A 26810-nucleotide genomic window follows, 5' to 3' on the forward strand; every position below is an offset into this window, starting at 1 on the left:
TTACAAACTGTTCTATTTTAATCTTCAAATTCCCAATACATAAATTTTCATCGTATGAAAACCTCGAATAAAATATCCTTAACCCTCGCCTGCGCAATACTGGCTGGTTCGCTAGCCTTATCTACCGGGTGCAGAAATACAGAAAGCACTACGGGTGCTGCCATTGGATCGGATACCGAAGCCGCAGCAAAAGTATTTGTAGCCCCCGGTAAGCATGATGAATACTATTCCTTTCTTTCTGGTGGCTTTAACGGGCAGGTAGACGTTTACGGATTGCCTTCCGGCCGCTTGCTGAAAGTAATTCCGGTATTTTCGCAAAATCCTGAAAATGGCTATGGGTATTCCGAAGAATCCAAGCCTATGCTCAACACGTCTTTCGGATTTATTCCCTGGGATGATTTGCACCACCCCAAACTTTCCCGCACCAACGGAAAACCAGATGGACGCTTTTTATTTGTCAATGGCAATAATACGCCCCGCATTGCCCGGATAGATTTAAAAACCTTTGAAACAGCCGAAATCATAGAAATTCCCAATAGCGCCGGTCAGCACTGCTCGCCCTACCCTACGGATAATACCGAATACGTAGTGGCCGGTACCCGTTTCGCTGTACCTATTGCGGATGGTGGCGGTATAGAGGACGTACCCCTGGATACGTACAAAGATAAATTCCGGGCTTCGCTTTCTTTTATTAAAGTAGATCAGGCATCTGGTGAAATGAATATTGACTTCCAGATTCTGGTGCCAGGCTTCGACTTTGACCTGGCAAACGGAGGCAAAGGTCCTTCCGCAGACTGGATGTTCTTTACCTCATATAATACAGAGAAAGCCGGCACCATGAAAGAAATCGGTGCGTCCCAAAATGATAAAGACTATCTGGCGGCTATTAACTGGAAAAAAGCGGCGGAATATGCTGCTCAGGGAAAAGCCAGAGAAATACCTGCTAACTATTACCACAATAAACTCGACCACAAAACACACATCGTCAATTCTACCCAGAAGAAAACCGTACGGGTACTGCTACCGGAAGATTGCCCAGGTATGATGTTCCTGATTCCGGTGCCTAAATCGCCGCATGGGGTAGACGTAGACCCTACTGGTGAGAACATTGTCGTAAGTGGTAAACTGGCGGCTGTTATTCCGGTTCACTCTTATACGAACATGATCAAAGCCATTGAAGACAAAGCCTATGAAACAACCATCAATGGTATTCCGGTGCTTAAATACGAGAGTGTACTGGCAGGCGAAGTGCAGAAACCAGGCTTAGGTCCGCTGCATACCGAGTTTGATGCCAAAGGAAATGCCTATACGTCTATGTTCGTATCTTCAGAAGTAGTAAAATGGAACGTAAAAAGCCGTCAGGTATTAGACCGTATTCCGGTGTACTATTCTATTGGCCACTTAATGATTCCCGGCGGTGATACACAGAATCCGGATGGAAAGTATTTGCTGGCGATGAACAAAATCACCAAAGACCGTTACCTGCCTACCGGACCTGAGTTAGCGCAAAGTGCCCAGTTGATTGATATTTCCGGCGAGAAAATGAAACTCCTGCTTGACTTTCCAACCTTTGGTGAGCCACACTATGCACAAGCTATTAAAGCGGATATGGTATCAAAAAACAGCACTAAGTTCTACCGTCTGGACGAAAATGAACACCCGTATGCCACCAAGAAAGAGGCAGATGCCAGAGTGGAAAGAAAAGGCAACGAGGTACACGTATACATGACAGCTATCCGCAGCCACTTAGCCCCGGATAATATTGAAGGGATCAAAGTTGGGGATGAGGTGTATTTCCACGTAACAAACCTGGAACAAGACTGGGACGTACCGCATGGATTTGCTGTAATGGGTAACCAGAACGCAGAACTGCTGATTATGCCAGGTGAAACCAAAACACTGAAATGGGTGCCTACCAAAAAAGGCGTAACTCCCTTCTATTGTACAGACTTTTGTTCTGCGCTGCACCAGGAAATGCAAGGATATGCCAGGGTGTCTGAAAAAGGCGCCAATGTCCCTATCAAATTCTGGCTGGGCGAACCTAAGAAAGGTATCTAACACTTCAAGGGAAAGGCTGCCGGCAAAGCGGGCAGCCTTTCCTACTTCTCCTTTTAAACAGTAAAGTAATGAAAAAGATATCAAGCCTGCTGGTCATCCTGAGTTGCCTGTTTGTGGCAGCCACGTTTTTTGTGCCGCTGTGGTACATTAACCTGGAAGCGCCCCAATATCCTGGCGGACTTCAGATGTATATCTGGCTGAGCCAGATCACGGGAACCGATGAATTTACTTTGCAGAATGTAAATATTCTCAACCATTATGTAGGCATGGCCCCTATTCACCAGGATTCATTTGTGGAGCTTCAAATTATGCCGTATGTGGTAATGGTGCTGATTGCTTTAGGTATCGCCGTAGCCATCATCCGGAACAGAAAACTGCTGGCTGGCTGGGTAGGCTTGCTGATTGTGTCCGGAACTGTAGGACTAATTGATTTTTACCGCTGGCAGCAAGCTTTCGGCAATAACCTGGACCCGAATGCGCCTATTAAAATTGAGGGCATGACCTATTCACCGCCTTTTATCGGGGTGAAAACTTTATTAAATATTACGGCTACTTCTTTCCCGCATTTAGGCGGTGTGGCTTTTGGCCTGGCTTTGCTGGCTGCTATCGCCGCAACATACCTGGCTTTCAAAAAAACCAATCAAAACCCAGCTGCTCTACCTACCAATAAGCTGATTACACATGTGTTGTAACAAAGAAGAAGGTAGGCAAAAGGAAGGTAAAATTTTTACTACGATGAAAACGCTGCTAAACACATATACATTTTTGCTGTCTTTGCTGTGGCTTGCTGCCTGCCAGTCAGGGCCTGAGCCTATTGCGTACGGCACCGACAATTGCCAGCACTGCAAAATGACTATTTCTGATAACCGCTATGGCGCAGAATTGGTAACACAGAAAGGCAAAGTCTATAAGTTCGACTCTATCGAATGTATGGCCGGATTCCTGAACGAAAATGAAGCAGGTACTTCTGCTAAAACATTGCTGGTAACCGATTATACAACCCCTGGCCAGTTACTAGAAGTTAACCAAGCTGTTTTCCTGCAAAGTGAGCAAATGCCAAGTCCCATGGGAATGTACCTCACCGCTTTCAGCAACAATGAAACAGCCAGTCAGTTTGCCGCAGAAAAAGCCGGAAAGCTCTTAACCTGGGAAGCTACACAAAAACTTTGCGCCAGTCATGGAAATGCTCACTAATACATACAGCCATTTTATTCAACATAAGCACACACATAATTTCAGTGTAGGTGTAGTTGCTGCTTTGTTGAGTAAAACCGTTTGTATGCTGAGTATACTCCTGATAGTTACTTACCAGCTCACATATGCGCAAACTCTGGAAGTACGTAAAACAGGCCCTATCCAATCAATAAAAAAAGCTATTCAGCTGGCACAACCACACGATACAATTAGTATAAGAGAAGGAATATACCTGGAAAGTGAAATCATTATCGACAAACCGCTTACAATCATTGGCAGAAATAATCCGGTGATAGATGGGCAGCTTACTGGAGAAATTATTACCATACAAGCAGACAGCGTAGTACTGGAAGGAGTAACCCTGCAAAATGTAAAAACGAGTGCCATCAAAGATTATGCAGCTGTCCGTATCTCCAGGAGTAAGCACTGCACCATCCGGAACAACCATATTAAAAACGCTTTTTTTGGCATTTACCTGGAAAAAGCCGATAGCTGCCGGGTGCAAAACAACCGCATTCACTCACAGGCGAAAATGGAAAGTACGTCGGGCAATGGCATACATGTTTGGTACTGCAATACCATGCTCATCGAAGGCAACCAGGTTTCCGGACACCGGGACGGAATCTATTTTGAGTTTGTGTCCGGCAGCAAAATCAGCGGCAATACCAGTACGCTGAATCTGCGTTACGGACTCCATTTCATGTTCTCCAATGGGAATGAATACCGCAAAAACCACTTTATAAAAAACGGTTCTGGGGTAGCGGTTATGTACGCCAAAGAGATTGTGATGGAGGAAAATACGTTTGAAAACAACTGGGGAGCCGCCGCCTATGGCATCCTGCTAAAAGATATTACCGACAGCCGGATAGAAAAAAACAGGTTTGTGCAAAACACTGTAGGCATACATGCCGAAGGCACTAACCGCACCCTCATTCAACACAATGAGTTCAGTCAGAACGGATGGGCCTTGCGTATGATGGGCAGTTGCGAAGACTTGCGTTTTGAGAACAATAATTTTATTTCTAACACCTTTGAAGTAGCCACCAGCAATAACTATACAAGCAGCAATACATTCACCGGCAACTACTGGAGCAGCTATACCGGCTACGACCTGGATAAAGACGGCGTAGGTGATGTAGCCCATAAACCTGTGAAATTGTTTACGTATCTGATGGAAGACGTGCCTACTTCTATGGTGCTCATCCGGAGCTTATTTATAGACTTGCTGGAACTGGCGGAGAAAGTGGCACCCGTGCTTACGCCCACCAATGTGCAGGATACCCAGCCCAGCATTCATTTAAACCACTGGTAATCATGATTGAGATAAAGAATATACATAAATCGTTCGGGAAGGTAGAAGTGCTGAAAGGCATAGATATACGCATGGAGAAAGGAAAAATCTATGCTTTTCTGGGGCCCAATGGTTCCGGCAAAACCACCCTGATCAAGTCTATTCTAGGCCTGGTGCAACCGGATAAAGGCGACATTCTGGTGGGCGGAGAGAATATACGCAACAACTGGCACTACAAAAACCAGATTGGCTATATGCCCCAGATTGCCCGTTTCCCGGAAAACCTGACCATGACCGAGCTTTTCCGCATGACCAAAGACATCCGCAAAAGTGTGTCAAATGAGGAAGAGTATATCCGGTATTTTCACCTGGAAGATTCCCGCAAAAAAGCATTAAAAAATTTATCCGGCGGGATGAAACAAAAAGTGAATGCCATTCAGGCCCTGATGTTCAATCCGGATATTCTCATTTTCGACGAACCTTCTGCCGGCCTCGACCCGGTTTCGCATATTAAGCTGAAAGACCTGATCTTACAGGAAAAGTCCCGGGGAAAAACCATTCTGCTGACTACCCATATTTTAAGTGAAGTAGAAGAACTAGCCGACGAAGTAATATTCCTGCTGGAAGGCAAAATCTATTTCCAGGGCAGCGTTCCGGAGTTATTATACTCCCAGGACGAAACCAGGTTAGATAGAGCCATTGCCAGGATCACTCAAAAAAAAACACTAACAAAATATAAAAATGCAGGAATGTAAAAATTTGGAAATAATGAGAACAGCTAATAAAATTTCACTCATACGTAGACCAATTTCCAAATCATCACATTTTTAAATTTACAAATTTCCCTCCTATGAATAGTTTAGCCAAAATAGTCAAGTATTCTTTTTATGACATCCTGCGCAGCTGGTGGGTATTACTTTATGGGTTATTCTTTTTAGCCATTACATCTACCCTGCTCTACTTCTCCGGAGATTTTACCAAATCCCTGGTAAGCCTGTTGAATGTTGTGCTGCTGCTGGTACCGTTGATCAGCACTGTATTTGGCACCATGTATTTTTACAATTCCAGAGAATTTACAGAACTGCTACTTGCCCAACCCATCAAACGTTCACATATTTTCCTGGGCCAGTACCTGGGCTTAACCATCTCATTAATGCTGAGCTTTTGCCTGGGAATAGGTCTGGCGTTTGTAGTGTATGCAGGCACTCTGGAGCAGAGCAGCCACTTGTTTATGCTGATGCTATGCGGCTCACTGCTGACCGCCATTTTCACGATAGTCGCCTTTCTGGTATCTGTCTGCTTTGAAGATAAAATCAAAGGATTTGGTATTGCCATATTAATCTGGCTGTGTGCCGCCGTTATTTACGATGGCCTGTTCCTGGCTTTCCTGGTGGTTTTTAACGATTATCCGCTGGAAAAAGCTTCTGTCGGTATCACCTTGTTTAACCCAATCGATTTGTCCCGCATCTTGATCTTACTCCGCCTGGAAACTGCTGCGCTTCTGGGATATACCGGAGCTGTATTTGAGAAATTCTTCGGCACGATGCAAGGTACGCTTATCTCTTTTACTGCCCTGGTGCTGTGGATCATCCTACCATTGATTTTGTTCATCCGGAAGGTAAGCCATAAGGATTTTTAAGTAGAATACCATGAAACCTGCTCCTTTCCTATTACCTATTGCCCTGTTTTCAGCCATCACTGGCATCGTGACAGGGCTTTTCCGGATCGGGTGGTTTGAGTTTCCAGCTATCGGCGCTAGCGAACATGGAGCTATTATGGTGGGTAGTTTTATGGGAACCCTCATCAGTCTGGAAAGAGTAAGTGCTTTCAAAAACAACTATGGGTTTGTTATTCCCTTGCTGAGTGCAGGCAGTCTGGTGGCCTTCCTGACAGGGTATGCTCAGGCAGGCCAGTATCTGCTGATTGCCGCCAGCCTGGGTCTACTTGTAATTACAGCTATATTCCAAAAAAACTTTATACCCGCTCAGTTTCTGATTGCTTTTTCAGGAAGTGTCTGCTGGCTGCTGGGGAATGTAATGCTGGTACTCTGGAATATGTATCCGGCAGCTGTTTCCTGGTGGATGGCCTTTATCCTGCTCACCATTGTTTCTTCCAGGTTAAAAGCCAGTATGGCTATGCAGGTAAGTTCCGGAAAGTATACGATATTATATGTTCTTCTGGCTCTCTATGGTCTTAGTTTACTGATGCCTTTTCATGGCAATGGCCGCTATTTATCTGGTATAGCACTGGTGTTTATAGCTCCCTGGCTTTTGCTGTTTGATGTTGCCCACTTAACCGGGGTAAGCAAGTATTCTGGATGGCTTGTGTTCACTGGTTTTGCCTGGCTGCTGTTCACTGGTGTATGTATGCTCTGGGGCGAAATGATTGGCCCCTTGTACGACAGCACCCTGCATAGCTTTTTTATTGGCTTCCTGTTTACCACCATAATGGCGCAAGGACCCAAAATACTACCTTCCCTGTTAGGGAAAACAATACAGCCTTTCCACCCCATCCTATACCTCTGGTTTGCCCTCTTGCAAGCTTCACTTCTCTTAAGAATCTCTGCCAATTTTCTCAATCTATATACTCTCCGCCAGTGGGCTGGTCTGCTAAACGGAATAGCCATGTTTTCCTTCTTCCTGACCATGGGAATATTGCTGGCAATTGAGTTGCGGAAAACTAAGAAAGCCCATACGCTTACTTCTGCAAAAGCATAACAGGTACTACTTCTGCCTGTATACAGAGCATTGGACAGGTTTCCAATAATATATCAGCAGTCAATAGTGTGATAGAAAATGCTTCATTCTTGCCTAAAAAAATGAGAGCCTACCTGAAGTTCCATCTTTTACTAGTTTGGAGGCAACTATTTTTATACTATTTAGTTAAATCACCCTAAGTTATGACTCAAATCATAAATAAATGTAAAGACATCTTATATCTTTACAACATCAATGAAACGGCTTGTCTCCATATCGCTTATTTTCAGTCTGGTTATCCAAACCTTTACAAGCGTATCGTTTCTGACGTTCTACCAGTTTAACCGGAGTATCATTACGGAGGTTTTCTGTGTAAACAAAGATAAGCCTGCCTTACAGTGCGAAGGAAAGTGCTTTATTACCAAACAACTGACCAAAGACAAACAAACACAGGAACAATCAACCAGAGGCATAGAAACAACTGCATTTCATTTATTCATGCCATCTTCCCTGATTATCAGCCTGCAGCCATTTACACCTGAAAGTAAAGCCCCTATTGCTTTTTATACACAACAGCCCTTACCCTCTCCTTTCTTTTCTACCTTCCACCCTCCCAAGAGTATTTGCTAATTCTTCCCAGGTTTACCTAACGCTTCTTTTTTTCCAAGAAGACAGGTCACCTATAAGCAAATCTATCTTTTCACTGGCTGTCTCTGTTTCTCTGAGGGTGGCAGCACTACCTTTTTCCCATGAAATCGTTTGTCTTCTCTTTTTTATTATTGCTTATTTGCTGTATTTCTACAGCACAGGCACAACAAACCCTAACTGGACATGTGTTTGATGCACAGACCAATGAACCATTAACCGGCGTTAACATTATTCTTCCAGGTACTAGCATTGGTGCTTCCACTGATAAAGCAGGCGTATTCACCTTAACTACCAAAGAACCCGCCGATACATTAGCCATATCCTGCCTGGGGTATGAGTCTGCCAGAATTTGCTGCATGGGTAAAAATCAGGTAAGCATTGCCCTGAAACCCAGGGTGCTGAATCTGGAAACAATGGTTATTACCGCCAGCCGTACGGCACAAGCCCGCACCCAGACACCTCTAGCCATCAGCAGCTTGTCGGCCAGACAACTGGATGAAACCAAACCTACCTTACTGATCGAAGTATTGAACAAAGTTCCGGGTGTACTCATGGTAAATCTGGGCAATGAGCAACATTCGATGAATATCCGGCAACCCATGTCCTACAGGGGGTATTTCCTATACCTGGAAGATGGCGTGCCAATCCGCCCGGCAGGTCTGTTCAACCACAATGCCCTGATCGAAGTAAATATGTTTGGGGTAAATTCGATTGAAGTAATTAAAGGACCCGCTTCCTCTATTTATGGAAGTGAAGCGATAGGCGGGGCAATCAACTTTATTACCCAGACCCCTGGGAATACTCCTTCTGTAAAAGCTGGGGTGCATGGCGATGGCTGGGGCTACCGGAGAGTACAGTTTACTGCCAGTACCCCAGTTAACAAAAAACTCGGAATAGCCCTGGGAGGTTATTATGCCAGGCAGCGCAACGGATGGCAAGACCACAGCGATTTCGATAAGCTTTCGATCAATGCCCGGGCAGATTACCTGCTGAATGAAAATAACAAACTGATTGCCAGCTTTACGACGAATACCCTGGATACCGAAACAGGAGGAAGCCTGGATAGTACTGGTTTTTATGGAAGAAACTACAGCAGCCTGCATACCTTTACCTACCGAAAAGTACAAGCTACCAGAGCCCGTGTTACCTGGCAAAAATTCTGGAACACAGCAAATGAAACCCAGGCAACAGCTTTCTACAGAAAAAACAGCATTGCCCAACTACCCAATTATGCAATTAAAAAACTCCGGACTGACCTCAGCCGGGCACATGGGGAAATCAATGAAAACACTTTCCAGAGCTATGGTTTACTTGCCCAGCACAGCAAAACTTTTTCTTTCCTGAATGCTAAACTACTAGCTGGCCTTTACTCCGATTTTACCCCATCTGCTTATACAGCCAACTATATTTCCATTACCAGAGAACCGAACACCGGCCGCTACATAAATTTTATAAACCGTCCCGATTCTGCCTTGACTAATTACCAGGTAAACCTGGTAAATAACGCGGCTTACCTGCAATGGGAATTTTCGCCTTTGCCGCAGATGCGGGTAGTAACTGGTGTACGCTACGACAGGGTAGATTATTTATACGACAATCATCTGCCGGTTTCTGCATTTTCCGGAGCGCCAGATGGCCGTAATCATTTTTCTTTTGTTACGCCGAAAATCGGACTTACTTATGACCTAGGCAAAGGTGCCGGTTTATATGCGAACGTTAGTGCCGGCGCGTATGCACCAGGGGTAAATGAATTATACAGAGGCGTAAAAGTACCAACCTTGCAGCCAGCCCGCTTCAACAACTATGAAATTGGCGGATGGGCAACAGGGCTGGAGAATAAATTAAAGGCAGAAGTCAGCCTGTATCAGATGAATGGAACCCAAGAAATTGTTTCGTACCAGCTACCAGATAACTCTACTGAAAACCGGAATTCCGGCAAAACTCTCCACAGGGGCTTAGAATATAGCTTTACCTATACCCCTACCCAGGAACTGACCATCCGATTTGGAGGCACGAATGCTTTACACAAATACCTGGTCTATGCCACTACGGAAGGAACAGACTTTGATAACCATGTGATGCCCAATGCCCCTGCCTGGATTGCCAATAGTGAAATCACATACAAACCCACATACCTTCCAGGTTTGCGGCTGATGCTGGAATGGCAGCGGATCAGCCGCTGGTATACGGATGATGCCAACGAGTACACGTATGCCGACCGGACCTTATTTAATTTAAAAGGGGTAAGTGCATTGAATCTCCGGGCAGCCTACAGCATCAAGAATGTAGAATTATATACCAACATTACTAACCTGACCAATGAGTTATATGCCCATAATGTAACCAGAAGCCGGTGGGGAGCCACGTATAACCCAGCTGCCGGACGTACTATTGCCATGGGCTTATCTTATACTTTTACAGGTAAAAAACCTTAACTCTTTTATTCCAGCTCAGCTATTCGTTTTTCCTTTTCTCACATTCACTCATTCACTTATATACGTATGAAACCACTTGCTTTACTTTCCTTCCTCCTGTTATTGACCTTAGGATCAGGCTTTAGAAGTACGAACATAGAAGTCTCAGATGCACAAACCATAACGCAGGCACATGCCCCCTATCTCTCCACCGACCATCAGGGAAACCTGGTGATGAACTGGGTACAGGGAGAAAAAGAAGAAGAAGGAATGGTTGCCTTTTCCATATCCAAAGACGGGGGCCAAACCTTCGGCCAAACCATCACCATACCTGCAACCAAAGGTGCCAGCGATGCGCATGGGGAAGGAGCCCCCAAAGTAGCTTTCAAAAAAGACGGAACCATTTTCGTTCTCTTCCGGGTAGATGAACCGACCGATGAGAACTTCTACACTGGCGATGTGTATGCAGTAATATCAACGGATGGCGGAAAAACCTGGACAAACCGGAAGCCAATACTAAAAAGCAACGGCCGAAGCCGCGGCTTTTTTGATGTTAAAGCCCTGGCGGATGGAGAAATTGGCGTTGTATGGCTGGAAGGCAAAGCCACTACTGACACTGTTAGTGTGGGTTCTAGTTTGAAATTTGCCAGAACGAATAAACAGAATCAATTTACCAAAGAAACCATTATCAGTGAGAGTGTGTGCCAGTGCTGCAAAACCAAGCTATACACCGATCAAAGTAAGGGGATACACGTAATCTTCCGGAAAATATTTGACGATGGTTCCAGAGATATTGCCCATGCTTTTTCTGCGGACAACGGACAACATTTCTCAGCAGCCAGAAATATAAATCCCGATAAATGGAAAATCAACGGCTGTCCACATGTAGGGCCAGACATGACAGCTACAGCCAAAGGCTTGCATTTTGTATGGTTTACCATGGGCGGAAAAGGCGGCATCCACACCACCAGCTCGGCTGATAATGGCCGCACGTTTTCTGCCGCCTCCACCATTAGTGGACCTAAAGCCTCTCATCCGCAACTCACCGGATTACCCGATGGCACTCTAGCTGTGGTGTGGGATGAAAGTGTAGAGAAAGAAGGAAAACCGATGAAGAAAATAGGCCTGCAAACCATCACATCCACCGGAAAAAAAGAGACAATTTACTTACCTGAACAAACTCATGTAGTACATCCGGTTGTTACCAGTACAGGAGACCATACGTTATTTATGGCCTATACACAGAAAGATGAGCTAGGAAAGAAAATTGTGTACCAGCAGGTAGCCATAAAATAACCAGAATAATGCGTCAACTTATATTTCAAACGTTAATTTTAACCTCATGCAAGCCATAAAAAAAGATATTCAAGACAGAAAAGACATTCATTTGCTGGTAGATTCTTTTTACAACAAAGTAAATAATGACACCTTGCTCTCGCCTGTCTTTAATGAGAAAGCAGGCGTAAGCTGGGAAAAACATTTACCAATTATGTACGACTTCTGGAGCACCATGCTGCTGGGAGATAAAAGTTACCGGGGCAATCCGTTTATGAAACATATTCCGCTGCCCATTAACAAGGTTCATTTTGAGAAATGGCTTAGTTTATTTCTGGCAACCGTAGATGAACATTTTACCGGAGAAACAGCAGAAGAAGCCAAAACACGTGCCCGAAATATTGCCGGTGTTTTTCAGTACAAATTAGAACATATTCATGCAGGCAATCCGCAGTTCTGATAATCTCTTGTTCCGCAGGTGGGCTCTCCTCTCTTTTTTCTGGTTCGTGGTGGCAGGAAGTATGGGAGCCTTTCTGCGCTTGCAATTGTTTAATCCGGTTGTAGATATTAACTATAAGCATTTTCTGCATGGCCATTCGCATCTGGCTTTTCTGGGATGGGTGTTTAATGCATTGTTTGTTTCTTTGATTTACGCCTACATACCGGCACACGTTAAACGCTACCAGCTATTGTTCTGGCTGTTGCAGGTGTCTGTGCTGGGTATGCTGATTAGTTTTCCTATACAAGGATATAAAGCCATATCTATTACCTTTTCTACCCTGCACATTTTTCTGTCGTACTGGTTTACTTACCAATTTTTGAAGGATGTCCGCCGGGAAACGGCTCTTACACAAAAGCACTTATTTTCTCTGCCGTTTGTTCAGTGGAGTTTGTTTTTTATGGTGTTATCTTCTATTGGTCCCTTTGCCCTGGGAGCCATTATAGCCAATGGATTAGCAGGAACCTCGTACTATCAGCTGGCCATATATTTTTATCTGCACTTTCAATATGATGGCTGGTTTACCTTTGCGGTGTTTGGGCTGTTTTTCTGGTGGCTGGAGCAATACAAAGTCCCATTGAGCCAGAATCTGGTGAACAGCTTTTTACGCTTAATGGCCTTTTCTTGCCTGAGCGGCTATGCTATATCTACTTTGTGGACGCATCCACCGTTTTGGGTATACGGCCTGGCAGCCTTAGCGGCCATCAGTCAGCCGGTGGCTCTGCTGCTGTTCGTCCGCCTGATTTATCCTGAGAGGCAGAGGCTGAAGATACTACTTGGGAAGCTGGTATTTTACCTGACTGTGTTTGCCAGCCTGGCATTTGGAATAAAAACCATTATGCAGCTTTTCTCCACGTTACCTGCTATAGCTGATTTAGCCTACATGGTTCGCAGCTTTACGATTGGTTACCTGCACCTGATTTTTCTGGGCATGGTTACTGTTTTTCTTATCGCATGGTTTAGCAAACTGGGCTTTCTTACACTCAGTCATCGCTTTTCAGGAGCAGGAATTATTCTTTTACTTTTGGGCTTTACCGGAAGTGAAGTATATCTCTTCCTACAACCATTGTTTTTTATGTATGGCTTAGGTGCTATTCCATCGTATTTTTCTACTCTTTTTATCTTCTCCATACTCATGCCTGTAGGGGCTGCCTTACTTCTGGCAACAGCTGTGGTTTCTCATAAGCCCACTAAAACACCTGCTCATTTCTCGGTTACATAACCGAAAGTACCATCCACAAATACATAGTATAACAATTAATAAACAAGCATTTTTGAACATGTTTTACTATTTACTTAGGTATATTTATTAATAAATAGAAAGTAATTCAGAAACACTAGCCGTAGTAACACCGTAGATTAAATTATTTACTAAATTTTTTATTATGGCTCATCAAACTAATAAATCGTACAGCAACACTAGCTCCCGCATTCCTGAGAATGCCTCTGAAGAACAAGCCGCACAAATAGTAGGCTATGGCATTGGAGATGTAGTGATGTTAGCAGACTCCAGAACATCGGACAAATCCAGCGGAGGTACCTCTGCGGATAATACACCTAATTCCACAAGTGCACCAGGGATGACGAAGAGTGGTTCCGACATGGCTAATATCAATGTTGGCTATAGTTCGGGCAATAGTGCGGCAAATCCAAGAGATTCTCACCAGGCAGCTATGGGCAATGTTGCGCCTGGGCAACATTTACAAGTTAGCCGGTACGACGAAAATGCCAGAGTATTTTTTGCTTATAAACTGAATCCCGATGGCTCGCATGACCACACCGAAGTACCTTTAGCGGCAGACGAAAATTACCAGCTTGTCTCTAAGTCACAGGGTAAGTAAAAAGAATTTATATAGGGAAATAGGTACTATAAATAGTACCTATTTTTTGTCTCATTACCCATCAATTACTCTAACTAATCTAATACTACTTTTCTTTTCCTATATGATTTGAATCATAAAATAAGGGTAAGCGCACAGGTACCTTTACCATAGAAATTGTATTGTACACCTCTCAACTATACCCGTATGAATACTCTACTTGATGTCCGCACCCTTGAACCACGCTTCAAGCATCCATTCATTTTTAAGAACTTCGACCAGTTGTTGTATGGAGAAATCCTAACCCTGGTAAATGACCATGATCCTATTCCCTTATATTATCAGTTTGAGTCTGAGCGGACCGGCTCCTTTAATTGGGAGTATGAAGCCAAAGGGCCGGATATATGGAAAATAAAAATCACCAAAACGCAGCATACCAGCGAAACCGTAGGCGACATAGTACGCAAGAACCCCAAAGCAGCAGCCGTTTTCAAAAAATACAAAATTGATTTTTGCTGCAATGGCAACCGCTTGTTCGAAGAAGTTTGTGCCGAAGCCGGCCTGGTTCCAGCCGAGTTGAAGGAGGAAATCAGCCAGTCTACGGAAGAGGCCCCTGCTCAGGTGCATGCCGACAACTGGTCACTGAATTTCCTGATTGAGTATATCATTCAAAACCATCACAGCTATGTACTAGGCGCTATTCCGAAACTGGAAGAGTCCCTTCTAAAAGTAGTAAAAGCACATGGGGTGAATCATCCGGAATTAGCGGCTATCGCAGGTCATTTTACTTCCCTTGCCAGAGAGCTGATGCAGCATATGCAAAAAGAAGAACAGATATTATTTCCAGTGATCAAAGAGATGGTAGTTAACCAGAAGAAAGGAGTAAAAACAACAATTCCTTTCGGATCTGTCCGCAATCCTATACGGGTAATGGAAGATGAACATGCCGGAGCCGGGGAAGACATAGAAAGTATACGCCGCCTGAGCAACAACTTTACCCCACCCACCGACGCTTGTTTTTCTTACCGCCTGTTATATAAGCAGTTGGAGGAGTTTGAAGAAGACCTGCATCAGCATGTACACCTGGAAAATAATATCCTGTTCCCCAAAGCCATAGCCCTGGAAAGTACCTTTAATAGGTAATAAGCTGTTAGCTGATATCACCTGATAAATTCTATCACCTATGAACAGATACAAAAAATTATGGATAGGCTTTATAGCCGTACTCGTGGGCTCATTTGCTGTCCTTGGCTACTATGGGTCTGAGATTTACCGGCAAGCCCCGCCCATTCCCGCACAAGTGATTACCACAAGTGGCAAGGTGCTGTTTACCGGACAAGACATAAAAGATGGCCAGAATGTATGGCAGTCTATCGGGGGACAGGAAATAGGTTCGGTATGGGGACACGGGGCCTATGTTGCACCTGACTGGACAGCCGATTGGTTGCACAAAGAAGCTACTTATATGCTCAACAAATGGGCAAATGAGGCCAAAGGAAGTACGTTTGACAAACTGGATGAGGAAACACAGGCGATGCTGAAAGCCCGTTTGCAGAAAGAAATCAGGCAAAACACGTACGATCCGCAAACTGGTAACCTTACCATCTCAGCTCTGCGGGCAGAAGCCATAGCAGAGGTAAGCAAGCATTATACCGGCCTGTTTACCAATGATCCTGGTCTGGCGGAATACCGCGACGCTTATGCCATTGCTATCAACACCATTAAAGATCCGGAGCGGATGCGCCAGATGAATACCTTCTTTTTCTGGGCAACTTGGGCCTGCGTTACCAACCGGCCCGGCAGTACCATTAGCTACACTAACAACTGGCCGGCAGAAAAGCTGGTAGCCAACGAACCCACCAGCGACCTGATCATCTGGACTGGTTTCAGTGTAATTGTACTGCTGGCAGGCGTTGGGTTACTGGCCTATTATTATGCTTCTACTAAAGAAGAAGAACTAGACCATGCCGAGCTACCCAAAAAAGATCCTTTGTTAGGCTTGCAACCTACGCCTTCCATGCGGGCTACTTTGAAGTACTTCTGGGTAGTAACTGCGCTAATTGTGGTACAGGTAATTTTAGGAGCCGTTACGGCACACTACGGCGTAGAAGGAGAAGCCTTTTATGGCATTCCGTTAGCCGAATGGCTGCCCTACTCCATATCCCGTACCTGGCACGTACAACTGGCCATTTTCTGGATTGCTACTTCCTGGCTGGCTACCGGCTTATTTATTGCTCCGGCCGTTTCGGGCTATGAACCAAAGTTCCAACGCATTGGGGTAAACTTCCTGTTCATTGCCCTGCTTATCATTGTGGTAGGGTCTCTGGCCGGGCAATGGTTTGGCGTGATGCAGAAACTGGGATTTGTAGAAAACTTCTGGCTGGGTCACCAGGGGTATGAGTATGTAGACATTGGCCGGTTCTGGCAAATTTTCCTGCTCATAGGGCTGTTTTTATGGTTATTCCTGATGGGCAGAGCCATATATCCGGCTTTCAAAAATCAGGCAGAAAACAGGCACCTGCTGGCTATGTTCCTCATCTCCTCTGTAGCCATTGCTTCTTTCTATGCAGCAGGCTTAATGTGGGGCCAGCAAACCAACCTGGCCATAGCTGAGTACTGGCGGTGGTGGGTAGTGCATCTGTGGGTTGAAGGCTTCTTTGAAGTATTTGCCACCGTCGTAATTGCCTTTCTGTTTGTGCGGATGGGACTGCTACGGACGAAAATTGCTACACCAACTGTGCTGTTCTCTACCATCATCTTCCTGTTTGGCGGTATTATCGGCACTTTCCACCATTTGTATTTCAGTGGTACGCCTACCTCTGTGCTGGCGCTTGGAGCAACCTTTAGTGCCCTGGAAGTAGTACCTTTAGTACTGATTGGGTTTGAAGCTTATCATAACCTGACATTAAGCCGGGCTACCGAATGGATAAAAGCTTACAAATGGCCTATCTACTGCTTCGTTGCCGTAGCTTTCTGGAACCTGGTGGGCGCCGGTATCTTTGGCTTCCTGATAAATCCACCTATTGCTTTATACTATATGCAGGGGTTAAACACGACACCTGTTCATGGACATACGGCTTTGTTTGGCGTATATGGCATACTAGGTATAGGCTTGATGCTGTTTGTACTCAAAGGATTGGCTGCCCGCAACGTGTGGCAAAACGGGGTTATTAGTTTCGCCTTCTGGTCTATCAATATCGGGCTTGCCCTGATGGTGCTTATCAGTGTACTACCTATAGGCTTGCTACAAACACTGGCCAGTGTAGAACATGGCTTGTGGTATGCCAGGTCAATGGAGTTTATGCAAACACCTACCATGGAGATACTCCGCTGGCTCCGCGTAATCGGCGATACCATTTTTGCAGCTGGCACGCTTGCTCTTGCCTGGTTTGTTATCGGCTTAAAAACAGGCTGGTCTCTGGAGCGGGAAACAGATATTTCTCCGGATAACTTCCCGAAAATCAAGCGAAGCCAGCAGTATAGTAAAGTTTAACTATCCCTACTTATAAAGCTCTTCCATCCGATAGTCTAGTAGGTATGGAAAACTCTCCTGCTATTTATTAATCAGTTTGCAGGAGGGTTTTCCCAAAGCAGAGCTGATTCTACCGGGTAATACATAAATAGTTCGCTAACCAAGTAAACAAACAAGTATTGATCATTCAAGAAGTACTAACCAGGCTGGAAACAGCTGAACATCCCGTAGCCTTAGCCTTGCATAAAGGAAAAGACTTTAGAGCCTTAATTATCGGAATGAAAAAAGGAATGGTGCTGAAAGAACATAAAGCTTCCGTTCCTTCCAAACTAACTGTACTAAGTGGACAGGTAACCTATGCGGAAGCTAAGCGGCAGGTAAAACTTTCTCAATATGAAACCTTAGATATTCCTGTGGAGGTTTTTCATGAAGTAGAAGCCCTACAAGACTCCCTGTGTTTATTGACTCAAGGCTAACGAGACCACTCTAAATTCTATATCCCAATGTGGAAATCGTATACATATAAGCCTGATCGATAAGTTATTTTACTTAGCCAGGGTATGCAACGTCAATAAATAATTAACTCCTCTAGCCCTCTCACAGCCTAATGTTGTGAGAGAGTTTTTCTTTTTTATAGATCTGTTGGTGTTATTTTACTATTTCGATCTTACTGTAAATACCTATCCCCGGCTCAAAAAACTATTTTTAGTAGCCGGGGATAGGTATATATGAATGGAACTACCTCAGGCAGGCAAAATATAGAACAGCACCGCAAAAAAGTGGCAAATACTTCCGGCCAATACAAACAAATGCCAGATGGCATGATGAAAAGGCAGTTTCTCCCACAAATAAAATATAGTACCCAGGCTATAGGCTGCTCCGCCGGCCAGTAAAAAATACAAGCCGCCAGTTGGCACATGTTCTATCAGAGGTTTACCGGCAATAAGTATCATCCATCCCATCAGCAGGTATACAATGGTAGATACTACGTTAAAGCGGTTTACAAAGAATACCTTGAATAAAATTCCAGCCAATCCTAGTCCCCATACAATCCCAAACAGACTCCAGCCCCATCCACCACGCAGCAGGGTTAAAGTAAAGGGTGTATAGGTTCCGGCAATCAGCAGGTAGATGGCTGCATGGTCCATAATCTGGAAAACCTTTTTTACCCGCCGTCCTTGCAAACTATGGTAAAGTGTAGAAGCGGTGTAGAGCAATACCAGGCATGCCCCAAAAATAGAAAAGCTGACAATATGCCAAACATCTCCTTTTAGCGAAGCAAATACAATCAGAATAATCAGGCCGGCAATGCTTAACAGGGCGCCTATGCCATGGGTAATTGCATTGGCGATCTCTTCACCAAGGGATTGTTTATACGTTTCATTCTTCATAAAATACTAGCGTTATAGTGTGTCTACTGATTTTAATAATATGTATCTACCTACTACTTCAACAGCGTAGAGCATAATTAATTCCGCGTAAAAGAAAGGAACAAGTATGGGTGGTCCTATGATTTAAATCATATTTTGGCTGTGTGCCAATATATGGCCATAGAAGAGATGTAGGATATGTGTGTAAAAGGGTACAAAAAATACGTTTGTTCACTAAAAGTGCCAGGTATGTTTAATACGCTTACGACTACTATCAAAAATGTACACGCTTACCCAATAGTGTTATACCCTACAAAATGAGAAGTAGGCATACGTTTAGGCTTTTTATAGATCTTTGTTGCAGCCAGTATCATTCCTCTACCTAGTCAATAGTAGTAATTATTCAGGCTTATTTGGCAGATTGCAGGCTAGCCGGAAGCCAAGGTCATCTATTTTAAAGGAAACCGGGTGGCTACGCCTCCGGTTTGTTGCCAGACAGCCTCTTGGCTCGTCGAACCATCCACCGCCGCGGAAAATGCGGTAAGACCCGTATACCGGTTCATCATACACATCTGAACACCATTCCCATACATTTCCCAACATATCATACAAGCCCCAGGTATTGGGCTCTTTCATGCCAACCGGCTGTGTTGTTCCATCTGCATTTCCTTTGTACCAGGCAATCTTATCTAGTTCTCCGTATCTGGGTTCGGTACTACCTGCTTTACACGCATACTCCCACTCGGCTTCACTTGGGAGCCGGTAACCATTGGCGGTTGAATCAACCAGTAATTCGTTAGCCTGTGTGCTTGTATGATAACAAGGTTGTAAACCAGCGGCTGCGGAAAGTGTATTACAGAAATGGACGGCTTCTGTCCATGATATGGTTTCTACTGGCTTTTTATCTCCCTTGAAAGTACTGGGCTTTTCTCCGGTGAGGGCAAGGTATATATCCTGAGTCACTGGATACTTGGCAAGCAGAAAGGAATGTATTTCAACGGTCCACGTGTGCTTTTTTCTGTCGTCCCGCATACTAATTACACCTCCCGGTATTTCTACCATTTGTCCGTGTATGATTGAAAGGGCAGATAATAGGAACGGATCTTGATTCATCGGGCAGTATTTTTTGCAATGGTACGGCAAATGTACAAATGTTCACGTGGAGCACCGAAAAATTATAAGAACGTAGAGCCAATTTGAGGGGTACTTCACCTGCTCATTCCTAAACACAGAATTTGCTAAAAGCAATGCCTGGCGTATTTGCCAGGTTTTTATCTTATCTGCACATACTGTGTGTCAAGGCTAAACGATGCGGTGAGGTATAGCAGTCGCTGGCTTAACGGGTGTTGGGCATATATATGTTTTCTGTGTTTTTATTTCTAGGTAATGCAGTTGTCCGAACGTATGTTACATCGAACCTTTGTTCCCACAGATCAATTTATTGTCCTTGTCATACACCAACACTTCAATCCAATCTAACTTTCGGGCGGATGCGTCAATTTCATCCAACAATTCATTGGTTACAGCAGCCTTGCAGTTTACTTGCAGATAGCCTGGATAGCAGGGTACTTGCTCAACAGTTAAAGTACCGGAATGTTGTGTATTTATCTTGTCAATAAAAGCTTTATGTCTCCCGTCTGGTTCTCCACATACTATTTTATTTACCCCATCACAGCAAGTAAGCAACAACAGAATTACCACATTCACCCCAATCTTGTTTTTCATTTGTTCCCGGTTATGTGCAACGAATCAAAAGGACATCTGTATTTTTAGAATTTTACTGAATTAAAAATTCTCAATACCGTGGCTCCTGCTTTAATATTGTTTCCATATAAAGTCAATTTTAGTGTATTATCGACTTGTATAAACACACCAATTATTCTCTTTCCTTTTACCAGAATGTAAGTGTTTCTTTGTTGTTTCCACCAACGGACATACGGTTGCTGTATTTACAGCAGGTGTTTCAATGAAAGGATATATCCTCCATGAAGGCCCTCGTGATAGAGCAGATAGTCAATTACTTCGTCAATGTTATTTACTTCAAATCCATACACCTTTGGTATCATGACAGAAGGGGAATAGTTGTTAAACAGCTTCTTATCGTAATCTGCTTGTAGTTGATCAAGAGAAGTAATGAGTAACTCCTGTATATGTTGAATGTCTTGTTCGCCTATGTATCCTTCTGGTTTTGTACCAGGCATATAGGGGTAGAAATAGGTATCGTCAACGGTAATAGGCAGGCCCGCTCTAACATAACACAGATTTTGCTCAACACACAGCATATGTCCGAGATTCCAGATAATGTTATTAGCATATCCAGCCGGAATGGTATTTAGCTGCCCAGTTGATAATCCATCAAGTTGTTTAAGTAAAAAAATCCTTAGTTTTTTTACCTTCTCAATGTTTTTATTCATTATTTATCCAATGTTTTCAATCGAATGCCACTCATGAAAAAATAACATAATAAGCATGCTAATTTAAGTGATTTTGTGGCGAAGTAAGAATAAAGCTTTCGTGTCTTTTATGTGGCCAAACTCAAGGTAGCGGTAAGTAAAAGCACCCAGGCTAACTACAGCAAGCAGATATAACAGGTAATTTACCAGGAAGGGTAGCGGTAGCTGGAAAGAAGCAGTAAACAAATAATGCCAGATATACAAACTGTAACACATCAGGCCGGCAACCTGCAGTACCCATGTCCGGAACAGGCGATTGAGCAGGGAATGTTCCTTTAAAGACAACACCAGTATTCCCGCAAAACCCAGCTGGATACAATTATTCAGTAAGGGCAACGAATACCAGGTATAGTTTCCCCGGATTGTGAAGTCCCAGCCGATAAATGCCGTTAATAGGAAAACTGCAGAAAGCAACGCTATACTTCCTACCTGTTTACCCGATAGTTTACTGAAATACGCCTGCTGGTAATACAAACGGACCATCAGCATCCCCACCAGGAAATCATCTAGCCGCCCCGGCAGGCTGTCGCGGAGAATGCTGATATTTACATTGGGGTTGGCAAAAAACATTCCGGCAATTCTGGTTAGTAAGGCAAGTGCCAGTCCTAGAATAAACACCTTTTTAAATCCATACCGACCGATCGCTACCACGATAAAGGGAAACAAGACACTAAACCATATTTCCACGGCTAGTGACCAGAGTACCGGATTAAGTGGAGGTAAGAGATGCTGCAAACTAAAGCCGGATAAAGCAAATAAAGCAATAAAAAAGGCATGTAACCTCTCTGCCGTTACAGGCCCCATCAGCAGCAAACACACCAGCAGATTAAAAGCAAATAAGGGATAGAGCCGCAGGAAACGGTGTTTATAAAATACCCAGATATCCCGACGTCTGTTAAACGAACGTTGACCGGTAAAATAAGGCCGGTATAAAACAAATCCGGAGAGCATAAAAAACAGGTTCACCCCCATCCACCCATGCCGGATAATCCAGTCGAATCCTGTCTGCTGAAGAATAACCGGAAAAAGAGAATGAAAATAAATAACCATCAGGGCGGCCAACCCGCGGAGCCCGTTGATGGCATCTATTTTAGCACTGGCAGATTGTACACCTGAAATCATGAACAGCTGACATATAATTTTTTTCAACTGCCAAGATATACATAGTTTGTTTAGCAAGGGGTATGCATAAACTAATCTTTGTGTGGAATACCGTGTCTTTATTCCGCTGATTGGATCAGTAACTGGGAAGCCATGTCTAGCTCTTCCTGCAGAATTGTATGCGGCCGTCCTTTATAGATTTTTTTTAGTACCCGGGCTCCTTTTTCTTCCAGAATACGGACGGTTTCTTCTACGCGGCTTACCGGCACGTGTGGGTCCGGATCTCCGGTGGTAATGATCACCGGGGTACCATCGAAGTTACCAGTATAGTTTGTTGTATTTACCTGTTGCCCGATAAGCCCGCCCGTGAAGATCAACAATCCGCCAAACCGTTGTGCATGCCTGGCAGCGTATTCGGAAGTTAAACAAGCACCCTGCGAAAACCCCAGGAAATAAATACTGCGGCTGCTGATTCCCTGTTTTAGTATATTTTCTACCAGTTCATGGATAAGGGCAAGGGCAGAATCCAGGGCAGGCTGATTTTGCGATTCGGGAGCCATAAAGCTGTAAGGATACCAGCTATGGTTGGTTGCCTGAGGGGCCAGTAACGTAAACTCCTCTACAGGCAGGTGTTCAGCCAACGACAAAATGCTTTCAGCCGTTGCCCCCCGTCCATGAATCATCAATAAGGCTTTACCGGTTTCTGCCAGGGGTTTGCCATACGTACGCAGTTGCTTAGTGTGTGTATACATATAGGTTTGTACGTTAGAATGTACGTGTACTGGCAACTTGCATCGCCAGTACACAAAAATAACTTAACTCAACTTTGGTAAGATAGCTTCAATATCCGCTCTGCGGGACTCATACTGTGGAGGCAACAGCAGGCCTGAACCTAATTTATCCCAGGGCTCATCAATGCCAAATCCAGGATTATCCGTGGCTATTTCAAATAGTACGCCGCCTGGCTCCCGGAAATAGAGGGAGTAAAAATAATTACGGTCTATTTTGTTGGTAATGCTCAGCCCGCTGCGTTCTACTTTGTCGTGGAAGTGCATCAGAATATCTTCGTTTTTTACCCGGAACGCAATATGGTGATTGGTACCTGCCCCGCCTATGCCACGTGCTTCATTGGGCAGTTCTACCAGATCAATAGTATTGGCTGTGTCGATGGCATTGGTACTATACCGGTAGCGGTTTCCGCTTTGCTCCAGTAATGTATATCCGAAAATATTTGTCAGCACAGCGGCGGTTGGCTGCACATTGCGCAAGGTAAGGGTAACGCCATGAAAACCTCTGGTAGCTACTTCTCCCTTTACTTCAGCCGTTTCCCAGGGTTTGCGGGTATCCGGATTTTTAGACACAACCAGTTCCAAACGTAAGCCGTCCGGGTCCTGGAAAGGAAGATAAGCCTCTCCAAACTTTTCAGAAGGTTTACCGAAGCTGACATGGTGCTGCTGAAAACGGTCTATCCAGAAATCGAAACTTCCTTCCGGCACAGAATACGCTATGTTGGTAGCCATACCTGCTCCGGCACTGCCCCGCCTGGCCCCCTCATACGGAAAAAAAGTGAGGATAGTACCGGCACTGCCTTTTTCGTCCCCGTAATAGAGATGGTAGGTACCTGGGTCGTCAAAATTCACTGTTTTTTTCAGCAGACGTAGGCCTAACACCTTGGTATAAAAATCCAGGTTACCTTTGGCTGACCCGGCAATAGCCGTAATGTGATGCAGACCTACTATTTGATTAGTCATGATTGAAAATACCTCCTGTTGTTAAATTTAGTTTTGTTTTACCAGCTGAACTTCGGCCAGTAATTTAATTTCGTCGCTTACCACCACGCTGCCAGCTTCTGTTACGGCATTCCAGGTTAAGCCAAATTCTTTCCGGTTAATTTTTCCACTCACGGTAAAACCAGCTTTGGTCTGGCCATATGGGTCAACTACAATACCGCCAAACTCTACATCTACGGTTACTGGTTTGGTAATGTCACGAATTGTCAGATCGCCATGAAGTTTGTATTTATCTCCACCTACTTTCTCGTACTTGTTTCCGACAAAGCGTACCTGGTTAAACTGTTCTGCATGAAAGAAATCAGCTGATTTCAGGTGAGTATCGCGTTGCTCGTTATTGGTATCAATTGAGTTAACATCGGCTGTAAACACTACTTTGCCTGCACTGGAAAACTCAGCATTGTCTGTTTCTGCTTCTACATTGAATTTTTTAAAATACCCGGTAACCGTGGTGATCATTAAGTGCTTTACCTTGAACTGAACTTCACTGTGTGTAGGATCTGAAATCCATTTAATAGTTGCCATAGTCGTAAATGTTTAATTGTTGTGTGATGATTAATATGTGTATGCAAATATATAATTAATGATTGTATATACAACTAATGTACATACATATATTTTTATAATATAGTTCATCTAGTCTGCAATGTATGCCAGACATCTAGTAAGCGTGCTATAGATACTTATCTCAGGCAATCTCATGTTGCAAACTGAAAGAGATAAATCCGAAAGAATGTTTATGGAGTATACGGCTAGTTGTTTTTCAAAGGTTTGGTGAAATCCGGTTTTATAAGTTGCAAGGCTTGTCTGGCATCAATATAGGTAGACAATTCTTTCAGGGAGATTACCTGGTAATGATTAGCATGGAGGTATTGCAGGTATTGTTTAAACTGAGCAGGCGTAGTAGTTACCCAGGGGTGTTCATAATCGGGCACGCCGTGTAAAGTGAGCACCACAACTCTGCCATTTGCTGCCTGCCTGAAGGCATCCATAATCTGCCCCATATTCTCCTGGGTGGTAGCCCAGCTGGGGATCAGGTAGGGATGGTCTGTCAGCGGATTATAGGGGCGGCTCCCTCCTGCCCTGGCAAACAAATACCCGCGTTGCTGTAAAGTTTCCAATGACTGGGGCGTGAGGTCATAGCCTGGATAGGCAAAAGTCAGTGGTTTACCTAGTTGCAGGGAATCGCATTTGTGTTCGATATAGGCTAACTGGCTGGCAAATTCATCGTGTGTAAGGCGGCTAGGGCCTTTGTGTGTATGCGTATGGTTAGCTACTTCAAATCCCATTTTTCCCAGGTGCTGTATCTGTTTCCAGGTCATGTATTTGGTGGTATCCTGGTAATTAGGCGGAAACTCACAGACAAAGAAGGTTGCATTAAAGCCATATTCTTTTAGCAAAGGGGCCACATAGGTATAGTGTGTTACCGGGGCATCGTCGAACGTAAGAACCACTAGTTTGTCTGGAATAGGTTTCTTCACAATCTGTGCATTACCAGGAAAGGCAAGGCCTAGAATACTCATGAACAGAATCAGTAATTTCCCGATAGGTAGTTTGTAAAAATATGGATACATGCTAAATACGTGTTAGGTGGAATAAATGGATTAGGGTTGGGTGTATCGCAGATCTTTGGAGGTAGCCAGCGCAATTACCCGGCCTTGGGAACCAACAGCCGTATAAAAATGATATACGGTTCCCTGCCATTTGATAACCCAGGGTTTGTGGGCATAGGTACTGTCATACGGTACTGACGGAGCTATTAAGTCTTCCCCTTCCCAGTCTGTCCAGTGCACTAAATCATACGAGCAGGCAAACCGGTCAAAGGCACCTGGTTTCCAGAAAGCTCCGAAATAAAATAGCACATACAGGTCATTGATTTTAGCAATCTGGGCATCGCCACAGATGCCGGCTTTTCTGGTTAGAATGGGTGCATCTCCCAACCGTTTCCAGGTAGTCATATCTTCTGATACAGCCATAGCAATACTTTCATAGTCTGCTTGTTTCCCTTTGGCATTGTAATACATCACAAACGGATAGCCGGTAAGCTTTTCTTTATCTTCTATAATTAAACTTTTATAAATCGTTAAGTTATCGAACCAGCGGGCAGCGGAATCTACAGGAGCCAATACTGGCCTTGGGAATCGGCTCCATTCACTGGCAGAAGTTACGTCACTTGTACTGGCCATACCCACGGCTAACCGGCCTGCTTCGTAGCCTTCTTTCTCCCCTCCCAGGTATGATAGCCAGTAGTTGTCCTTGTAAGTAGCTACTTCATAGTTTCCTTCCCAGGTAATGTTTACCAACGATACATAGCCTGCCTTCTGGCTGGCATCCCAGGTATTTTGTGTATAAGAGAGTATTTTTCCATTCGTTTGCCAATGGAGCAGATCGTCACTTTGCGCCAGGTAGGTTTCGTAGCCTTGTCCGTCAAATACAATATAGGTCATATACCACCGGTTACGGAACCGGAAAATGGTAGGGCTATCTATCAATTTGGTGGTATCGGGATGTTTTAGCACAATACCATACTTGTAGGGTGTTTTGATTTCCTCATAAATCTTCTGCATGGTTTCCCCAGATACTTTTTTACCTGGCGGGCTTGTTTGCTTCCCAGTACAGGATACCAGCAACAGCAGTAAACTCATGCCTAACAGGCATAACGTGTTGCTGACAGGAAGTCTGGTTGCTGAGGAAAAACGTGTAGAGTTGTTTGCTTGCATGCGTTAACG

Annotated in this window: 26 protein-coding genes; 16 read left to right on the forward strand and 10 right to left on the reverse strand. The window is 44.3% G+C overall.

Going from position 1 to position 26810, the window contains the following annotated elements; genetic code table 11:
- Positions 1–54: 54 nt before the first annotated feature.
- From nosZ to Q0590_RS18190, 16 genes are all read left to right on the forward strand, one after another.
- A complete protein-coding gene (gene nosZ / locus Q0590_RS18115) occupies positions 55–2058 on the forward strand; it encodes a Sec-dependent nitrous-oxide reductase (RefSeq protein ID WP_302038995.1) in 2004 nt (667 codons plus the stop codon).
- Positions 2059–2126: 68 nt separating this feature from the next.
- A complete protein-coding gene (locus tag Q0590_RS18120) occupies positions 2127–2750 on the forward strand; it encodes a hypothetical protein (RefSeq protein ID WP_302038996.1) in 624 nt (207 codons plus the stop codon).
- A gap of 43 nt (positions 2751–2793) precedes the next feature.
- The gene (locus Q0590_RS18125; RefSeq protein ID WP_302038997.1) at positions 2794–3252 is read left to right on the forward strand and encodes a nitrous oxide reductase accessory protein NosL; all 459 of its coding nucleotides are present in this window, start codon (positions 2794–2796) and stop codon (positions 3250–3252) included.
- On the forward strand, positions 3236–4564 hold the full coding sequence (locus Q0590_RS18130) for a nitrous oxide reductase family maturation protein NosD (RefSeq protein ID WP_302038998.1): 1329 nt from the start codon (positions 3236–3238) through the stop codon (positions 4562–4564). The genes Q0590_RS18125 and Q0590_RS18130 overlap by 17 nt, the downstream gene beginning before the upstream one ends.
- Before the next feature lie 2 nt (positions 4565–4566).
- Positions 4567–5298: an ABC transporter ATP-binding protein gene (locus Q0590_RS18135; RefSeq protein WP_302038999.1), complete on the forward strand. Its 732-nt coding sequence runs from the start codon at positions 4567–4569 to the stop codon at positions 5296–5298.
- 95 nt (positions 5299–5393) lie between these two features.
- Complete coding sequence (locus tag Q0590_RS18140) at positions 5394–6182, forward strand: ABC transporter permease (protein ID WP_302039000.1); 789 nt, start codon at positions 5394–5396, stop codon at positions 6180–6182.
- Positions 6183–6192: 10 nt separating this feature from the next.
- Positions 6193–7260 carry a DUF8744 domain-containing protein gene (locus Q0590_RS18145; protein ID WP_302039001.1) on the forward strand — a complete coding sequence of 356 codons (1068 nt, stop codon included), beginning with the start codon at positions 6193–6195 and terminating at the stop codon, positions 7258–7260.
- Between the two features lie 234 nt (positions 7261–7494).
- A complete protein-coding gene (locus tag Q0590_RS18150; protein WP_302039002.1) occupies positions 7495–7869 on the forward strand; it encodes a hypothetical protein in 375 nt (124 codons plus the stop codon).
- Between the two features lie 119 nt (positions 7870–7988).
- Positions 7989–10322, forward strand: a complete 2334-nt coding sequence (locus Q0590_RS18155; protein ID WP_302039003.1) for a TonB-dependent receptor — start codon at positions 7989–7991, stop codon at positions 10320–10322.
- Positions 10323–10388: 66 nt separating this feature from the next.
- Positions 10389–11597, forward strand: coding sequence for a sialidase family protein (locus tag Q0590_RS18160; RefSeq protein ID WP_302039004.1), 1209 nt, complete (start codon positions 10389–10391; stop codon positions 11595–11597).
- A gap of 46 nt (positions 11598–11643) precedes the next feature.
- Positions 11644–12036, forward strand: a complete 393-nt coding sequence (locus Q0590_RS18165; protein ID WP_302039005.1) for a group III truncated hemoglobin — start codon at positions 11644–11646, stop codon at positions 12034–12036.
- Positions 12014–13297 carry a hypothetical protein gene (locus Q0590_RS18170; protein WP_302039006.1) on the forward strand — a complete coding sequence of 428 codons (1284 nt, stop codon included), beginning with the start codon at positions 12014–12016 and terminating at the stop codon, positions 13295–13297. The genes Q0590_RS18165 and Q0590_RS18170 overlap by 23 nt, the downstream gene beginning before the upstream one ends.
- 163 nt (positions 13298–13460) lie before the next feature.
- Positions 13461–13916 (forward strand): hypothetical protein, encoded by a 456-nt coding sequence (locus Q0590_RS18175; RefSeq protein WP_302039007.1) that lies wholly within the window; start codon positions 13461–13463, stop codon positions 13914–13916.
- Positions 13917–14102: 186 nt separating this feature from the next.
- Entirely contained in the window at positions 14103–15038 is a 936-nt protein-coding gene (ric, locus tag Q0590_RS18180; protein ID WP_302039008.1) for an iron-sulfur cluster repair di-iron protein, read from the forward strand.
- 40 nt (positions 15039–15078) lie between these two features.
- Positions 15079–17388 carry a nitric-oxide reductase large subunit gene (locus Q0590_RS18185; protein ID WP_302039009.1) on the forward strand — a complete coding sequence of 770 codons (2310 nt, stop codon included), beginning with the start codon at positions 15079–15081 and terminating at the stop codon, positions 17386–17388.
- Between the two features lie 158 nt (positions 17389–17546).
- Positions 17547–17843 carry a cupin domain-containing protein gene (locus Q0590_RS18190; protein WP_302039010.1) on the forward strand — a complete coding sequence of 99 codons (297 nt, stop codon included), beginning with the start codon at positions 17547–17549 and terminating at the stop codon, positions 17841–17843.
- A gap of 267 nt (positions 17844–18110) precedes the next feature.
- Here the strand turns inward: Q0590_RS18190 and trhA are convergent, their stop codons facing one another.
- The 10 genes from trhA to Q0590_RS18240 all read right to left on the reverse strand — a co-directional run bounded on the left by trhA (position 18111) and on the right by Q0590_RS18240 (position 26801).
- On the reverse strand, positions 18111–18758 hold the full coding sequence (gene trhA, locus Q0590_RS18195) for a PAQR family membrane homeostasis protein TrhA (RefSeq protein ID WP_302039011.1): 648 nt from the start codon (positions 18756–18758) through the stop codon (positions 18111–18113).
- A gap of 378 nt (positions 18759–19136) precedes the next feature.
- Positions 19137–19850 (reverse strand): formylglycine-generating enzyme family protein, encoded by a 714-nt coding sequence (locus tag Q0590_RS18200; protein ID WP_302039012.1) that lies wholly within the window; start codon positions 19848–19850, stop codon positions 19137–19139.
- Between the two features lie 294 nt (positions 19851–20144).
- Positions 20145–20462: a hypothetical protein gene (locus tag Q0590_RS18205; RefSeq protein ID WP_302039013.1), complete on the reverse strand. Its 318-nt coding sequence runs from the start codon at positions 20460–20462 to the stop codon at positions 20145–20147.
- Between the two features lie 224 nt (positions 20463–20686).
- Entirely contained in the window at positions 20687–21151 is a 465-nt protein-coding gene (locus tag Q0590_RS18210) for a DinB family protein (RefSeq protein ID WP_302039014.1), read from the reverse strand.
- Positions 21152–21214: 63 nt separating this feature from the next.
- Positions 21215–22312 (reverse strand): acyltransferase family protein, encoded by a 1098-nt coding sequence (locus tag Q0590_RS18215; protein ID WP_302039015.1) that lies wholly within the window; start codon positions 22310–22312, stop codon positions 21215–21217.
- Positions 22313–22410: 98 nt separating this feature from the next.
- Entirely contained in the window at positions 22411–23043 is a 633-nt protein-coding gene (locus tag Q0590_RS18220) for an alpha/beta hydrolase (RefSeq protein ID WP_302039016.1), read from the reverse strand.
- Positions 23044–23106: 63 nt separating this feature from the next.
- Complete coding sequence (locus Q0590_RS18225; RefSeq protein WP_302039017.1) at positions 23107–24042, reverse strand: ring-cleaving dioxygenase; 936 nt, start codon at positions 24040–24042, stop codon at positions 23107–23109.
- A 27-nt stretch (positions 24043–24069) separates the two neighbouring features.
- On the reverse strand, positions 24070–24606 hold the full coding sequence (locus Q0590_RS18230; protein ID WP_302039018.1) for a YceI family protein: 537 nt from the start codon (positions 24604–24606) through the stop codon (positions 24070–24072).
- A 227-nt stretch (positions 24607–24833) separates the two neighbouring features.
- Positions 24834–25655 (reverse strand): polysaccharide deacetylase family protein, encoded by an 822-nt coding sequence (locus Q0590_RS18235; RefSeq protein ID WP_302039019.1) that lies wholly within the window; start codon positions 25653–25655, stop codon positions 24834–24836.
- Between the two features lie 30 nt (positions 25656–25685).
- On the reverse strand, positions 25686–26801 hold the full coding sequence (locus Q0590_RS18240; protein ID WP_302039020.1) for a glycoside hydrolase family protein: 1116 nt from the start codon (positions 26799–26801) through the stop codon (positions 25686–25688).
- Positions 26802–26810 lie beyond the last annotated feature (9 nt).

Origin of the sequence: Rhodocytophaga aerolata (assembly GCF_030503435.1) — a bacterium.
Lineage (GTDB): Bacteria > Bacteroidota > Bacteroidia > Cytophagales > 172606-1 > Rhodocytophaga > Rhodocytophaga aerolata.